At 61.6% G+C, this 14,409-nt stretch carries 12 protein-coding genes; 4 read left to right on the plus strand and 8 right to left on the minus strand.

Annotation, left to right across the window (positions count from 1 at the left end):
* Positions 1-275 precede the first annotated feature (275 nt).
* The 7 genes from ACREC7_RS12370 to ACREC7_RS12400 form a co-directional block, all read right to left on the minus strand.
* A complete protein-coding gene (locus tag ACREC7_RS12370; RefSeq protein WP_431555991.1) occupies positions 276-1,034 on the minus strand; it encodes a TerC family protein in 759 nt (252 codons plus the stop codon).
* Between the two features lie 95 nt (positions 1,035-1,129).
* Entirely contained in the window at positions 1,130-1,825 is a 696-nt protein-coding gene (locus ACREC7_RS12375) for a CDP-alcohol phosphatidyltransferase family protein (RefSeq protein ID WP_431555992.1), read from the minus strand.
* An 84-nt stretch (positions 1,826-1,909) separates the two neighbouring features.
* On the minus strand, positions 1,910-2,254 hold the full coding sequence (locus tag ACREC7_RS12380) for a hypothetical protein (protein ID WP_431555993.1): 345 nt from the start codon (positions 2,252-2,254) through the stop codon (positions 1,910-1,912).
* A gap of 216 nt (positions 2,255-2,470) precedes the next feature.
* Positions 2,471-3,967, minus strand: a complete 1,497-nt coding sequence (locus ACREC7_RS12385) for a porin (protein WP_431555994.1) — start codon at positions 3,965-3,967, stop codon at positions 2,471-2,473.
* A 400-nt stretch (positions 3,968-4,367) separates the two neighbouring features.
* On the minus strand, positions 4,368-4,634 hold the full coding sequence (locus ACREC7_RS12390; protein WP_431555995.1) for a hypothetical protein: 267 nt from the start codon (positions 4,632-4,634) through the stop codon (positions 4,368-4,370).
* A 77-nt stretch (positions 4,635-4,711) separates the two neighbouring features.
* Complete coding sequence (locus tag ACREC7_RS12395; RefSeq protein WP_431555996.1) at positions 4,712-6,235, minus strand: porin; 1,524 nt, start codon at positions 6,233-6,235, stop codon at positions 4,712-4,714.
* A gap of 544 nt (positions 6,236-6,779) precedes the next feature.
* On the minus strand, positions 6,780-8,279 hold the full coding sequence (locus ACREC7_RS12400; RefSeq protein ID WP_431555997.1) for a porin: 1,500 nt from the start codon (positions 8,277-8,279) through the stop codon (positions 6,780-6,782).
* Positions 8,280-8,556: 277 nt separating this feature from the next.
* Here ACREC7_RS12400 and ACREC7_RS12405 point away from each other — a divergent pair, with 277 nt between their 5' ends.
* The 3 genes from ACREC7_RS12405 to hspQ all read left to right on the plus strand — a co-directional run bounded on the left by ACREC7_RS12405 (position 8,557) and on the right by hspQ (position 11,215).
* On the plus strand, positions 8,557-9,780 hold the full coding sequence (locus ACREC7_RS12405) for an FAD-dependent monooxygenase (protein WP_431555998.1): 1,224 nt from the start codon (positions 8,557-8,559) through the stop codon (positions 9,778-9,780).
* Positions 9,781-9,874: 94 nt separating this feature from the next.
* A complete protein-coding gene (locus ACREC7_RS12410) occupies positions 9,875-10,792 on the plus strand; it encodes a lysophospholipid acyltransferase family protein (RefSeq protein WP_431555999.1) in 918 nt (305 codons plus the stop codon).
* A 90-nt stretch (positions 10,793-10,882) separates the two neighbouring features.
* On the plus strand, positions 10,883-11,215 hold the full coding sequence (hspQ, locus tag ACREC7_RS12415) for a heat shock protein HspQ (protein ID WP_431556000.1): 333 nt from the start codon (positions 10,883-10,885) through the stop codon (positions 11,213-11,215).
* 171 nt (positions 11,216-11,386) lie between these two features.
* Here hspQ and ACREC7_RS12420 read toward each other — a convergent pair whose 3' ends face one another.
* Entirely contained in the window at positions 11,387-12,169 is a 783-nt protein-coding gene (locus tag ACREC7_RS12420; protein ID WP_431556001.1) for an invasion associated locus B family protein, read from the minus strand.
* Positions 12,170-12,415: 246 nt separating this feature from the next.
* On the opposite strand from ACREC7_RS12420, the gene ACREC7_RS12425 reads away from it, so the two are divergent.
* A complete protein-coding gene (locus tag ACREC7_RS12425) occupies positions 12,416-14,236 on the plus strand; it encodes an extracellular solute-binding protein (RefSeq protein ID WP_431556002.1) in 1,821 nt (606 codons plus the stop codon).
* The last annotated feature ends 173 nt before the right edge of the window (positions 14,237-14,409 follow it).

The raw sequence follows: 14,409 nt of genomic DNA on the forward strand, positions 1-14,409 counted from the left end.
GTTGGCCGAATAGACGATGGGCAGCTCGAACCCAGAAACGTTGAGATAAACGGTCTTGCCGCTGATGGCCTGACGCAGCTCGTCGCCGGCAAGCGTAATCGATTCGGCAGTGGCCGGAAGCGCCGGCAGGGCGAGGCCAGCGGCCAACACGAGTGCTCCGATTTTCATGACTTCCCCTTGTTTTTCTAAACGTCGCATGAGGGGGACGATAGCGCCGCGCAAAAGCGGTCAATTTGCGGCTGAGGCGGGGAAGTTGCGTGGCGAAGTCAAGCTCGTTAAGGGTTAACCTCAGTTTCCTTCCGCTCTCTTGCCGCCTTCGGCTTGCGCCGGTTGCGCACCGCGATGACGTTAATGGCTTCGACGGCGGCCGAGAACGCCATGGCGAAATAGATGTATCCGCGCGGGATGTGGAAGTGGAAGCCGTCGGCGATCAGGGCCGCGCCGATCAGCAGCAGGAACGACAGCGCCAGCATCTTGGTGGTCGGATGCCGCTCGATGAAGGCCCCCACCGGCTCCGATGCGAAGTACATCACCAGGATGGCGACGGCCACCGCGGCGATCATCACCTCGACATGATCGGCCATGCCGACAGCGGTGATGATCGAGTCGATTGAGAACACGAGATCGATGACCGCGATCTGGATGATGGCCGAGGTCAGGGTGTCGACGACGCGCGAGGTTCCCGCCTCCTCGTGCTCTCCCTCGATGTCCTGATGCATTTCGCGGGTGCCCTTCACCAGCAAGAACAGCCCGCCGGCGATGAGCACAAGATCGCGCCAGGAGAAGTCGTAGCCGCCAATGGAGAAGATCGGCGTGGTCAAATGGATGAACCAGGCGATGCCGGCGAGCATGATGACGCGGAACACGAGCGCCAGCGACAGGCCGATGCGTCTCGCCATCAGCCGCTGCTCGGGCGCCATGCGCGAGACCATGACCGAGATGAACACGACGTTGTCGATGCCGAGTACGACCTCCATTGCGCTCAAGGCAATGAAGCTCGCCCAGATATGCGGATCGGTCAGCCATTCGAACATGAGTCTAATTCCGCCGGTGCCGTTTGATGGGGCCCGATGCCCTAGATCAGGTCAAATAGCCTGGAGGTCAAGGCCGGTGCAGGGCCAAGCCAAGCTCATCGGGCCTTCCGATCGCGGAGCGTATGGAGCGCGCCGGCGCCGACGAGATAGGCGGCGCATCCGAGCAGCAGCACCCTCACCCATAGCGGCGACGGAAATGGGTTGACGGCGGCGCCGATGGCGGCGACCGCCCATAGAACGGTCACGAGCATGGTGACGGGGCGTCGTTCCACCACGCGAACCGGGTGCACGCAGAGAATCGGAACGAAGGTCAGCACGACGAAAAACGCGACGATGAAGAGAGAGACGAAGGGCGCAGGCGTGAAGGCGAAGAGATAGAGCAAGACAACGTTCCAGATGGCGGGGAAGCCGACGAAATAGCCGTCCTTGGTCTTGCTCTCCTGGTCGGCCATATGGAACAGGCTCGACAGGATGACGGCGATGCCTGAAGCCAAGCGAAAGGCTTCCGGCAACAGATCGGACTGGCTGAGCGCGAAGGCGGGAACCGCCACATAGGTGAGGAAATCGACGATCAGGTCGAGACGCTCGCCGCTGAAACGCGGCAGCACTTTGACCACGCCGACGCGGCGGGCGAGCGGCCCGTCGACGGTGTCGACGATGAGCGCGGTGCCGAGCCAGAGGAACATCCATTGCCAGTCGCCGCGCGAAGCGCCGATCAGCGCGAGCAATGCAAACGCGGCGCCTGTCGCGGTGAGAAGGTGAACCGCCGCCGCGCACACGCGCTCGCTCATGCGCCCTCCGTTGCCGGATGTATGCGGCAGAAGCAACGATGAGAAATGCGGAAGCCGGAAGCGGCGCCGGCGGACGGTGCGGTCCTAGAAGTGGCGCTTGACCTTGCCGAGCACGGTAAGGTCTTCATTGTCTTCCGGTGGCGCGACCTGCTGCAGATCAGCGGCCTGCGGTTCGCTGTAAAGCAACTCGAGGCCGAAATCGAGCTTGGGCAGAATGCTGAAGCCGAAGATCTTTGCCCCGCCACTCTTCTCCGGGGCTTGCGCCGCTCCGGTGGCGGGCGTTTGCAACTGCATGGCCGGGTCTTTGGCCTCAGGCGCAAGTTGCAAGATCTCTGGAGGCGCTTCCGGCGTCTCCTGGAAGGCGAATGCGGGCGCAGCCCCGATCGACAGGGCAGCAATAACGCCGGCCGCAAGCGCACGATTCCGCATGGTCTACTCTCCGCATACAAGATGAGCGCGTGCAGGCTCGATTTCAAGCCTGTCGCAAAGGCGGTTAAGAGCCTGCTAAGACTGGAAGATTTCCCATGCCTGGCGAGAGTCTGTGGCAGCGTGGCCACAGCCTTCGGTCCGGCTCTCGCAATCCAGGGGTGCGCAAAAAAAAGACCGCCCCGAAGGGCGGTCTTGGTTCCCGAAGTAGGAGGTGGGTTAGAAGTAGATGCGGCCGCCCGAGTAGATCAGGTCGAAGTCGTCGATCGACACCGGGACGTTCTTCAGCTTTCCGTTCGGAGAAACCGACGGATCCCGCGTCACCAGGCTGACGTCGGCATTGAAGTGCTGATAGGCAAGATAGAGGTGCATGGCAGAGGATTCGAAGCCTTGATCCAAGGCAAGGAACCAGCGATCGACCTCTGAGCCCACAATTTCGGTCGGGACAGTGACGCTGGCGAAGGTCTTGGCCTTCAGAATGCTGTCAGCAGCGACGCCGCCGAGATTGCCGCCATTGCCGTTGCTGCCCGGGGCCCAGCCATCGTTGACCTGGCCATAGCCGCCCCAGAAGGCGGTCTCGCCGGGTGCGAAGAACTTCTTCTGAATGCCAGCCTGAACGTCCCAGGCGGTCATGTCGGGCGCTTTGTCACCGGTATAGAAGCCAATGACATTGGTGTCGTCAGATTGGGACGTGCTGAAATTGCCCATGGCGAAGAGGCCGGTCGGCTTGTGCTTGGCGGCAATCGAGCCGGCCCATTCGTCAAAGTTGCGCTGGAAGAAGGTCTGCTTGGTCGTCGACGGAGGAATGATGATCGGACCCGATGCCTCGCCGCCGCCGCCAGCCTGCAAACGCTCGTCGCGGATATTCTCGTAGGCGGCGTTGGCGGAGAACATCCAGGTGTCGTTGAAGGTTCTCTTGTAGCGCAGAGCAGCGCCCCAATCGTCGTCCTCGAACCAACCCCATTGGACGTTGAAGCCTTCAAACAACCCTTTGAAATCGGGCGTGGAATAGGCGACGCCGTTACGGCGCGTGGAGCAGTTGTACTGGTCTGACGAGCCGTAGCAGCGGGCGATGTTCGACCAGGTGAGGCTCGACAACCCTTCCGCATTGTTGAAGCCAGTGGGCCGCAAGCGGAAGGCTGGGTTCATGCGAAAATCGGAGACCAAGGTGTCCGAAAGGCCGCCGCCTTCGCCTTTGACCGTCGAGATGTACTCCATCGCATTTTTGGTGATGTCGTATTTCGGCGTGGCGGTCAGGCCCCAGTTCAGGGTGCCGTAGTTCTTGTTGGCGAGGTACATCTGCGACCAACGGACCACGAGGTCTAGTGAGCTAGCCCCCGTCTGGTTGTTGTCGTTGAACTGGTTCAAGAACGAAGAGGCAGCGGGGCGGTATTCCCACTCAAGGCGGTAGCCACCTTCCCAGTCGCCGCCGATCTTGGCCTTGCCTTTGATGCCGGTGCGGGTCGATTCATTGTAGTTGTTGACGACGTAGAAGTTCTGCTCGCCGCCATCGTCCCACCACATCGCGGCATAGTTGACCTTGCCGTAAATCTGCACTGAGACTTTCTTGTTGCCTTTGCGCGCCGTGGTTGCCTCGAGATCGGCAACGCGCTCCTCGAGATCGGCGCAACAATCGCCGCCGAGATCGGCCGCCTTGGCCGGTTTGGCAACGAAGACCGTCGCTCCCATTACGCAAGTCAGGGCAGCGATCGCCATTAGGCTGGCGGTCCCCCTCAATCCCCCGGTCATGACCCCTCCAATTTGTGTTGAATACGCTCTATTTGCCGATTTCGGCTCCTTTCCCCATGGAGCCGCCCAGTCCCCTCTGTTCACGCGAGGCCTGCCGAACTCAAGCCGGCAAAACCACTGCGTTTCGTCGGTAAACCTAGAAGCTGAGCAATGACGTTCTCATGACAACCGGACAACGGTGGGTTTTTTCCATCCTAGCGTTGCACTAGAGCAACAGCGATTTGCCGGTGCCAATGAGGCGCCAGAGTGCAGGCGCGGCATTGGCCATGCGCCCGCGTAGGCTTCAGCAATTACATGTTTTCGCTGGGAAAATTCTAGAGACTGCAGCCGGGAAACGAACAGCTGAAGAGTGTCGCGCTCGTAGGACCTACACCCCCAAGCACAGCGACAGGAGCGAAAGGCACTCAGCCTCCTCACCGTCGGAGATCAGGACCAATAGAGCTGCGCCGGCTTTGTGCAGGCGAGAGGCAACCCAATCCATCATGACGTAGAGGCCCGGGCGATAATTGGCCACCGGCACGCCATTCTCTGCCATCCGGGGCGAATCGGATTCGCGTTGTTCGGCCTCGGCTCTGTTGTCCTTCAGGGCAGCCAAAGGCCGGCAGATCAATTCGCGCGAGCTCACGTCGTCCATCGTGGTTCCGTGCAAGTGGAGACCGAGGCCGCCGCGAATGACGGCCTCAGTCTTGGTCCCGGGAAGGGGGACACGAGTTAGAAATAGATGCGCCCGCCCGAATAGATCAAGTCGAAGTCGTCGATCGACACCGGCACGTTCTTCAGCTTTCCGTTCGGAGAGACCGAGGGATCGCGGGTCACCAAGCTAAGGTCGGCATTGAAGTGCTGATAGACTAGATAGAGGTGCATGGCAGCGGATTCGAAGCCTTGATCCAAGCCCAGGAACCAGCGATCGACCTCGGAGCCCACGATTTCAGTCGGGACAGTGACGCTGGCGAAGGTGCCTGCCCTCAGAATGCTGTCAGCAGCGATGCCGCCGAGATTGCCGCCATTGCCGTTGCTGCCCGGCGCCCAGCCATCGTTGACCTGCCCATAGCCACCCCAGAAGGCGGTTTCACCGGGCGCCCAAAACTTCTTCTGAATGCCCGCCTGAACGTCCCAAGCGCTCATGTCTGGCGCCTTGTTGCCGGTGTAGAAGCCGATGACATTGGTATCGTCAGACTCCGACGTGCTGAAATTGCCCATGGCGAAGAGGCCGCTCGGCTTGTGCTTAACGGCAGCCGAGCCGGCCCATTCGTCAAAGTTGCGCTGGAAGAAGGTCTGCTTGGTCGTCGACGGAGGAATGATGATCGGACCTGACGCCACGCCACCGCCGCCTGCTTGCAACCGCTCATCGCGGAAATTCTCGTAAGCAACGCCGGCAGCTAGCATCCACGTGTCGTTGAAGGTGTTCTTGTAGCGAAGAGCGGCGCCCCAATCGTCGTCCTCGAACCAGCCCCACTGGACGTTAAACCCATCAAACAACCCTTTGAACTCGGGCGTCGAGTAGGCGACGCCATTGCGGCGCGTCGAGCAGTTGTATTGGTCTGATGAGCTGTAGCAGCGGGCGATGTTCGACCAGGTCAGGCTCGACAGTCCCTCGGCATTGTTGAAGCCGGTAGGCCGCAAGCGGAAGCTGGGGTTCATGCGAAAGTCGGAAGTCATCGTATCCGACAGGCCGCCGCCTTCGCCCTTGATCGTGGAGACGTATTCCATTGAGCCTTTGGTGATGTCGTATTTGGGCGTGCCGGTCAGGCCCCAGTTCAACGTGCCGTATGCCTTGCTGGCGAGATACATCTGCGACCATCGAACCACGAGGTCGGCTGCGCTAGATTGCTGGTTGTTGTCGTTGAATTGGTTCAACAGCGATGAGGCTGCAGGTCGGTATTCCCACTCAAGGCGGAAACCTGCATCCCAACCGTCGGCGATCTTCGCCTTGCCTCTGAAACCGGTACGGGTCGACTCATTGTAGTTGTTGACGACATAGACGTTCTGTTCGCCGCCGTCGTTCCACCACATCGTGGCGTAGTTGACCTTGCCGTAAAGCTGCACCGACACCTTCTTGTTGCCTTTGCGCACCGTGGTCGCCTCGAGATCGGCAACGCGCTCCTCAAGATCGGCGCAACAATCGCCGCCGAGATCGGCAGCTTCGGCTCGCTGTTCCAAACCGGCCGCGCCGCCCACGGCGCAGAAAATCGCGGCAATTGCCAGCCGCCCTGTCCCGCTCAATCCCCCAATCATGACACCCCACCATTTTGGTTGCTTGAATGCCGCCTTTGAAGCCTGGCGCTTTTTCGTCCCCGACAGCCGTGCTCTCTGTGTACCTTTGAGGCGCGAGGCAACCGGGCATCGCTGCCGGCTTGGCCTTGCGTTCGATGGCGCAAGCCTAAAAGCCGAGCGGTGACAGTCTCGTGACAGCGCAAAGACAGGCCAAGTTTTAGGACTGCCTGTTGCCAGTCAACGACAGGCGACAAAATGGATTAGTCGCCTCAACGGCAAATTCGCGAATAATTTTTCTCTCTATCGACGGCAACTCGATTGCACGAAAGATGCGAAGTTCCCTCCGTTGATCTCCCAAAGTGGCGAAGGTTGTCCTGCACCAATGGGACGAAACCTAGTTGCCGAGCAAAGATGATCTAAACAGAGCGCAAGGATGAGAAGGATCTTCCAAGACACTGTGACTTTCTCGCCACCATGGACGGGGCGGGCCAAAAAAAGGGCCGCGTCGCGGGCGGCCTTAAGGGGAGTTTGGGGAACCCTCAGTCGGAAAAACGAGGCTCAGAACTCAGAAGTAGATGCGGCCGCCAGTGTAGAAGAGATCGAAGTCGTCGAGCGGGGCGTCCACCCTCTTGAGCTTTCCGTTCGGGGATACCGACGGGTCGCGGGTCACGAGATCGACCTCGGGCGTCAGATGTTGGTAGACCGCGTAAAGATGCATGTTGGCAGAATCGATCGCCTGATCGAAGGCGAGAGACCAGCGCGTAACCTCGGCGCTGGTGATCTCGGTCGGGACCTGCACATTGGCAAAGGTGCCAGCCTTGAGAAAGCGGTTGGCAGGAATCTGGCCGAGATTGCCGCCGTCGCCGTTGCTGCCGGCGCCGAGACCATTGTGAATCTCTTCGTATCCGCCCCAGAAGGAGGTGTCGCCCAAGGACGACAGGAAGCCGAGCTTGCGCTGGATGCCGAAATTCATGTCCCAAGAATTCATCAGCGGCGCGCTCGTCCCGGTATAGAAGCCGGCATTGATAGTGTTCGAATCGCCCTGATCGGACCACATGAAGGCGCTGTAGGCGAAGAGTCCGGTGGGCTTATGCTTGATCGAGGCGGAGCCGCCATACTCCTGAATGTCGCGCTGGAAAAAGGTGACGTTGTTCGGCGGCGGGAATGGCGGATTGGCGCCGGAGGCCACGCCGCCTCCGCCGTTCTGCAAGCGCTCGTCGCGGAAGTCTTCATAACCGAAGCCGGCGCCGACTTCCCAGTTCTCGCCCCACTCGTTCTTGTAGCGGATGGCGGCGCCCCAATCGTCGTCCTCGTACCAGCCGGCCGAGGCGCTGAACCCTGCGACCGTCGGCGACCAGTAGGCGGCGCCGTTGCGCCGCGTCGAGCAGACAAACGCGTTGCTCGAGCTGTAGCAGCGGGAGATGCTTTGCCAGCGGAGCGTCGATAGCCCCTCCGCGCTGTCGAAGCCCTCGGGGCGCAAGAAGAAGCTCTGCATCATGCGGTTGTCGCCGTGCATGGTGTCTTCGAGCTCGGTGACGTTGGTGTCCTTGGTGATGTTGTAGATCGGCGTTGCCGTCAGGCCCAAGCGCACCTCACCGTATTTCTTGCTGCTGAGGTACATGTACGAATGGCGCACAAACAGAGGGCCGACGGAATCGTCTGCATTGTCGTCATCGAACTGGTCGAGCCGCGCCGAGTTTGCCCCGGTCGGCTCGACTTCGAGCCGGTAGCCGGCAAGCCAATCGCCATAGCCGGTTTTGGCGTTGCCTTTGACGCCGAAGCGAGAGGACTCGTAGTTGTTGTCGACGACGTAGGTATTTTTTTCAGCTCCGTCGTCCCAGAACAGCGCGGCACGGTTGACCTGGCCGTACAGCGTCAACGTCACCTTCTTGTTGCCCTTGCGGGCGGTGGTGGCTTCGAGCTCGGCGACGCGATCTTCCAGATCGGCGCAGCAATCGCCGCCAAGGTCGGCGGCTTTGACAGGCTCATGTACAAACGAGCCCATGAGCGCCGCGGCTGCGGTGGCGACCAAGACGCGATGGCGCAGGCTCAATCCCCCAGACATTATGCAGTCCCCCCCGGTGCTTCTCGATTCGGGCTCGCGCCCTTCTCTCGCAAACTCTACCGGTCTTGTCGTGATTAGCAATATGGCGGGATTGCTTTGTTTTGGAGGTCGCTAGAACTACTTTTCGGGACGCCCTGCGTGGAAGGATTAAAATCGCTGTCGCAACATTTCCTCGTCGACCGTGGCAAAAAAGCCGCTAATCGTCCGCAAGCTGTGTCCGGTTATAAATCCGCGGGGCGGGGACGAGCCTCGCCTGCAATCGACTTGCGAGCAGATCTTGGCTGAAGAGATAGACATCGACATTGCCGTTGTCGGCACCGGTCCCGCCGGTCTCGCCACCGCGCTTGCGTTCGCTCATGGCGGTTCCCGCGTGGCCTTGATCGGTCCGGCCCCCCTGCCCCACAGCAAGCAGCCCCTCGACACGCGGACCGCGGCGCTTCTGGAAAGCTCGGTCGACATGCTGAAGGCGCTCGGTGTGTGGGAGGCGATCCTGCCTCATGCCGCGCCGCTGAAGGCCATTCGCATCATCGATGCCTCAGGAAGCCTCTTCCGCGCGCCTGACGTCGAATTCAGGGCAAGCGAGCTTGGGCTCGACGCCTTCGGCTACAACATTGCCAACAGCGTGCTCGTCGAATTTCTGTACGCAAAGGCCGCCGGCAGCGTGGCCGCGCTCTATCCCGCAAATGTCGAGCGGGTCGAGCTCACGCCAAGCCACGCCAGGTTGAGGTGCGCGCAAGGCACTGAGATTTGCGTGCGGCTCGTTGCCGGCGCCGACGGGCGGAACTCGATCTGCCGGAAAGCTGCCGGCATTGCCGCCTCCGAGCAGGCTTACGGTCAGGCCGCGATCGCCACGAGCTTCGCCCATCGCGCGCCGCATCGCGGTGTCTCCATCGAGCTACACCGCCAGGGCGGCTCGGTCACCACCGTGCCGCTGACTGACGCTCACGCCTCAAGCGTGATCTGGATCGCCGATACCGAGGAGATCGAGGTGGTCATGCGGCTCGATTTGGGAGGTTTCGCGGCTACCCTGCAAGACAGGCTCGAAGGGCTTCTCGGGCAGGTGGACGAGGTCGGCGCGCGGGCGCGGTTTCCCATTGCGCGATTGGCGACGGAGACCCTTGCCGGGCGCCGCACCGCTCTTGTCGGCGAGGCCGCGCACATTCTTCCACCCATCGGCGCGCAAGGACTGAATCTCGGCTTGCGCGATGCGGCGACGCTCGCCGACTGCGTGGGCGAAGCGCGGAAGCGCGGCGGCGATCCCGGCAGCGACGAAATGCTGAGCGCCTACGACCGTGCCCGCAAAGTCGACGTGCTGACCCGCACCTACGGCATCGATCTCTTGAGCCGCTCGTTGCTCTCGGGCTTCCTGCCGTTGCGGGCCGCCCGTGGCATCGTCTCGCATGGCTTGAACGCGCTGCCGCCGTTGCGGCGTCTCGTCATGCGCATCGGTATGATGCCGCCGACAGAGCTTCCGAGCCTGATGCGTCCTGGTGCACAGTGAAGACATTGCCAACGCGAGCTTGACGCTCAAGCCGCGATTTGCCACGAGGAGCCTCTCACCCTTGCACGCCCCAATCGAGGCCCAAGCAAAGCCAATGGCCGATGCTCCAGCCATCCCGCCGCTACGCGACCTGCGCTACCGGCTTGAGTATCTCGGCCTCAGGATCCTGATCGGACTGGTGCGCCTCTTCCCCGTCGACCTGGCGGGGTCGGTCTCGGCGAAGTTTTGGCGGCTGATCGCGCCGTACAACCGCAGGCACAGCCGCGCGCTCGCCAATCTCGAACGTGCGTTTCCCGACAAGACGCCCGGAGAGCGCGAAGGGATCGCGCTCCGCATGTGGGAGAATCTCGGGCGCGTCATGGTCGAGACCATGAACATCGACCGAATCCTCAAACAGCCCGACCGGCTGCACGTCACCAACGGCCATGTCATCGCGCGCTACAAGGACAAGATGGGGCCAGTGCTGATCGTCACCATGCATATGGGCAATTGGGAGCTTGGCATGTGGCCGATCACGCTCGCTGGCGTGAGACCAGGCGGGGTGTACCGCCTGGTCAAGAATCCTTATGTCGACCGTTACTTGCGGTCGCAGCGCGAAGACCTCTATCCAGGCGGTCTGTTCGGCAGCCGCCATGCCCCTGGCAAGGAGGAAGGACAGAAGACGGCGCGGCTGATCATGGACTATGTGCGCCAGGGCGGACGACTCGGCTTCATCTCCGACCTCTACGACGCGCAAGGGATCGAAGTGCCGTTCTTCGGCTACCCCGCCAAGAGCATGCCGATCGCGGCCATGATCGCGCGCAGGGTCGGCGCCCGCATCTGGATCGGGCGTTGCGTGCGCATCGGCAAGCGTGCCTGCTTCGACATCAACGTGAATGAGTTGCGCATCCCGCGCACCAACAATCAGGCGGAAGACATCCGCAACATTACCGCGGCGATTCAGCGGCATTTCGAGTTCTGGATCAGGGAAAATCCCGAGCAATTCATGTGGTCGAATCGGCGCTGGTCTTGAGGTTCTGCATAAGCCTCATTTGCCGTTGACAGTACCTCCGACCCACAGTCTTATCGAAGACAAAGACTTCGGGGGAAAGGCATCACAACCATGTCAGTCGTCCGCAGCGCCAAGTTTCAGATTGGCCAGGTGGTCCGCCATCGGGTCTATCCATTCCGGGGGGTGATCTTCGATATCGACCCGAGCTTCTCCAACACCGAGGAGTGGTATCGCTCCATTCCCCAGGAGGTGCGGCCGGCCAAGGACCAGCCCTTCTATCACTTGCTCGCCGAGAACGCCGACAGCGAATATATCGCCTATGTCTCGGAGCAGAACCTGATACCGGACGTGTCCGACGAGCCGCTGCGCCACCCTCAGGTGTCGGAGCTGTTCGAGGATCTGAGGGACGGAATCTTCCGCTACCGCTTCGTCCAGGAGCACTGAGCGGGCCGGCCTCGAATTTCTTCTGTCGAGACAGCCACTCTGCGTCATGCCCGGCGCAAGGCCGGGCACGGCGAGTTAACGCGCCTTAATTTTTACTGGAGCGCAACAAACGAAAAGGCCGCGCTTTCGGCGCGGCCTTTGTGTTGAGAGCTGAAGCGCGCGGCGCTCGCCTTATTGCGGCGGCGCTGCCGGAGCAGTTTTTGGCGGCGCAACGGTAGCGTTGGGCGCGGCGCCCTCGGCTTGAGCCTGGCCACCGCCCTGCTCCTTCTTCTGCTGCGCCTCGGCCGCCTTGTTGGCGAGCTCGATCTGACGCTGGCGGAATTTCTCCATCATCAAGCGCCGTGCCTCCTCGTATTTGGCGTTGTCGACCGGAGGCCCGTCGAAGGTCTTGCCGAAGCCGGTGAGCGGAACCGGGAAGGCCATGGCCTTCTGCTGCATATTCATGGCAGCGACGACCATCTGCTTGCCCTTCCGCATCTTGTCGAACATGTCCTTCGACAGCTCCATCTGGACCTGGCAGCTGGTCGGAAAGCAGACGGCATATTGCAACTGGATCGGTTCGCCGTCGTCGATCTTGATCTGCACGCCGGCAGGGATCACCAGCGAATAGGCGGTTGGCAGCCTGACGAGCAAATGCTGCTTGTCCTCGCCTTCGATCGAGCGCACCGCGGCGGCCACCAGCACCATGCCGGTATTGGGCTCGAGCCCCTCATGATTGACGAGGCAAACCTGCTTGTTGGCGGTCTGCTCGTTCTTCAGGCAAAGCTTCACCCATGCCGACTCTTCCGCTGCCGCTCCGGTTCCCGGTGCTGCTGGAGCCGCGGCGGGCGCCGCAGGGGCTCCCTTGGGCGCCGTGGTTTCCTGCGCCACCGCCAAAGTCGTCCCGAGCGCCAAGGCACATGCCGCAAGCAATGCCGGCCCCGCCAACGGGCGGAACGTGTTCCATCGATCCATCGACGAGTTCATAACCGACCTTTCCTCGTTTCTGCGGGCCCCGATTCAGCCGGCACTCGACCTCGGCTTCCCCCGCAGCCCTCTCCTAGGGTCAATACCCGAAATGAGGCGTAGACGTGGCTGGGCGGCGCCCGGAAAGCTTCCCGATACGCCGTCCGGCGCGGCTGCGCTCCTTCCGCAGTTTCCAGCAAGGTCTCTGCCGCCTCGGACCTTTCAGCCTTGCCGCGCCATGCTACCCTGATAACCATGCTGCAATGCGGAAGCATCTATAGCCACACCCCGTCGCCGTTGAAAGCCCTTTCGTTCCTCATTTTTCTCCTCTTGTTGCTTCCGGGTAGCGGCCAGTGCGAGCCAGCCCCCGGCATCGCCATGCATGGCAGTCCCGCCGAGCCTGCAGGCTTCACTCATTTTCCCTACGCCAATGCGGATGCACCGAAAGGAGGGCGGCTCACGCTCGCCAAGCGTGGCTCCTTCGACAGCCTCAATCCGCTCATCGTCAAAGGCGAGAGCGCCGAAGGCATCCGCGACTATGTCTATGAGAGCCTGCTTGCGCGGGCCTACGACGAGCCGTTCACGCTCTATGGCCTGATCGCCGAGAAAGTCGATACGCCGGATGACCGGAGCTTCGTCGAGTTCACGCTCAATCCCGAGGCAAAGTTCTCCGACGGTACGCCGATCACCGTGGACGACGTGGTTTTCTCGCACGCGCTATTGCGCGATCACGGGCGCCCCAACCACCGCTCCTATTATCAGAAGGTCACGAAGGTCCAACAAACCGGCGACCGCACGGTGAAGTTCACTTTCGATGGGAGCGGCGACCGCGAGATGCCGCTGATCATGGGCCTGATGCCGGTGCTGCCGCACCATTTGATCGATCCTGAAACCTTCGAGAAGACCAGCTTCGTTCCGCCCATCGGCAGCGGGCCCTATCTCGTCGGCGAGGTGAAGCCCGGCGCAAGCCTCACCTTCAAGCGCAATCCGGACTATTGGGGCGCCAAGCTTCCGGTCAACAAAGGCCAGTTCAATTTCGACGAGATCCGCTTCGACTATTACCGTGACGCCGGCAGCATGTTCGAAGCCTTCAAGGCCGGCGCCATCGACGCACGGCCGGAGGACGATCCCACGCGCTGGACGGAAGGCTACGACATCCCGGCGGTGCGCGACGGCCGCATCGTCAAGGAGGAGTTTTCCGTCGCGGTGCCGGCCGGCATGTCGGCGCTGGTGTTCAACACGCGGCGCCCGCTCTTCGCCGACAGCCGCGTGCGCGAGGCTCTGATCAGGCTCTTCGATTTCGAATGGATCAACCGCACGCTTTATCACGGTCAATACGCGCGCACTGAAAGCTACTTTGCACGCTCTGAGCTTTCCTCGCATGGGCGGCCAGCTGACGAGCGGGAGAAGGCGCTGCTCGCGCCCTATGCGAGCGAGGTCAAGCCCAAGATCATGGACGGGACGTTCGCCCTCCCGGTCAGCGACGGATCAGGCGAAAACCGCGAGGGGCGCAAAGAGGCGCTGGCTCTGCTCGAAGAGGCCGGCTACCGCCTCGACAAGGGCAAGCTGCGCGACAAGACCGGCGAGCCCGTGAGTTTCGAGATCCTGGCCACCACCAGAGCCGAGGAACGGCTGCTGCTGACCTATGCCCGCGCCTTGCAGGAGGTCGGCATCGAAGCGCGCATCCGCCAGGTCGATTCGGCGCAATATCAGCGGCGCAAGCAAACCTACGATTTCGACATGATCCAATATGATTGGCCGGTGTCGCTGTCGCCGGGCAATGAGCAGTCCTTCCGCTGGGGAAGCGACGCTGCGGCGGTCGAGGGCACGTACAATTATGCCGGGGTGAAAAGCGCCGGCGTCGACGCCACGATCAAGGCCTTGCTTGAGGCGAAAGACAGCGAGAGCTTCGTCGCCGCGGTGCGGGCGCTCGACCGTCTCCTGTTGTCCGGCGACTACGTCGTGCCCCTGTTCCATCTGCCGGCGCAATGGCTCGCTTATTGGAGCAGGCTGAAGCGGCCGGCCGACACGCCGATCTACGGCTATCAAATCGGCACCTGGTGGGCTGGGCCCTGACCGAAGTCATTGCCGGGCTTGACCCACGTTCTTGTCATGCCCGCGAAGGCGGGCATCCAGTAGCCACAGACCTCGGATCGCTTTTCGCACCACCTTGCTTACTGGATTGCCCGGTCAAGCCGGGCAATGACAACCGAGTGATTGGGTCGTCCTTCTACGCCGCCTTCTTCACA

Source organism: Methyloceanibacter sp., from assembly GCF_050728395.1.
Lineage (GTDB): Bacteria > Pseudomonadota > Alphaproteobacteria > Rhizobiales > Methyloligellaceae > Methyloceanibacter.

Excerpts from the sequence above, each read along its gene's own strand:
- ACREC7_RS12370 (WP_431555991.1), bottom strand. The coding sequence starts at position 1,034 with ATGTTCGAATGGCTGACCGATCCGCATATCTGGGCGAGCTTCATTGCC.
- ACREC7_RS12410 (WP_431555999.1), top strand. The coding sequence starts at position 9,875 with ATGGCCGATGCTCCAGCCATCCCGCCGCTACGCGACCTGCGCTACCGG.
- ACREC7_RS12380 (WP_431555993.1), bottom strand. The coding sequence starts at position 2,254 with ATGCGGAATCGTGCGCTTGCGGCCGGCGTTATTGCTGCCCTGTCGATC.
- ACREC7_RS12385 (WP_431555994.1), bottom strand. The coding sequence starts at position 3,967 with ATGGCGATCGCTGCCCTGACTTGCGTAATGGGAGCGACGGTCTTCGTT.
- ACREC7_RS12390 (WP_431555995.1), bottom strand. The coding sequence starts at position 4,634 with ATGGACGACGTGAGCTCGCGCGAATTGATCTGCCGGCCTTTGGCTGCC.
- ACREC7_RS12425 (WP_431556002.1), top strand. The coding sequence starts at position 12,416 with ATGCTGCAATGCGGAAGCATCTATAGCCACACCCCGTCGCCGTTGAAA.
- ACREC7_RS12400 (WP_431555997.1), bottom strand. The coding sequence starts at position 8,279 with ATGTCTGGGGGATTGAGCCTGCGCCATCGCGTCTTGGTCGCCACCGCA.
- hspQ (WP_431556000.1), top strand. The coding sequence starts at position 10,883 with ATGTCAGTCGTCCGCAGCGCCAAGTTTCAGATTGGCCAGGTGGTCCGC.
- ACREC7_RS12395 (WP_431555996.1), bottom strand. The coding sequence starts at position 6,235 with ATGATTGGGGGATTGAGCGGGACAGGGCGGCTGGCAATTGCCGCGATT.
- ACREC7_RS12420 (WP_431556001.1), bottom strand. The coding sequence starts at position 12,169 with ATGGATCGATGGAACACGTTCCGCCCGTTGGCGGGGCCGGCATTGCTT.
- ACREC7_RS12375 (WP_431555992.1), bottom strand. The coding sequence starts at position 1,825 with ATGAGCGAGCGCGTGTGCGCGGCGGCGGTTCACCTTCTCACCGCGACA.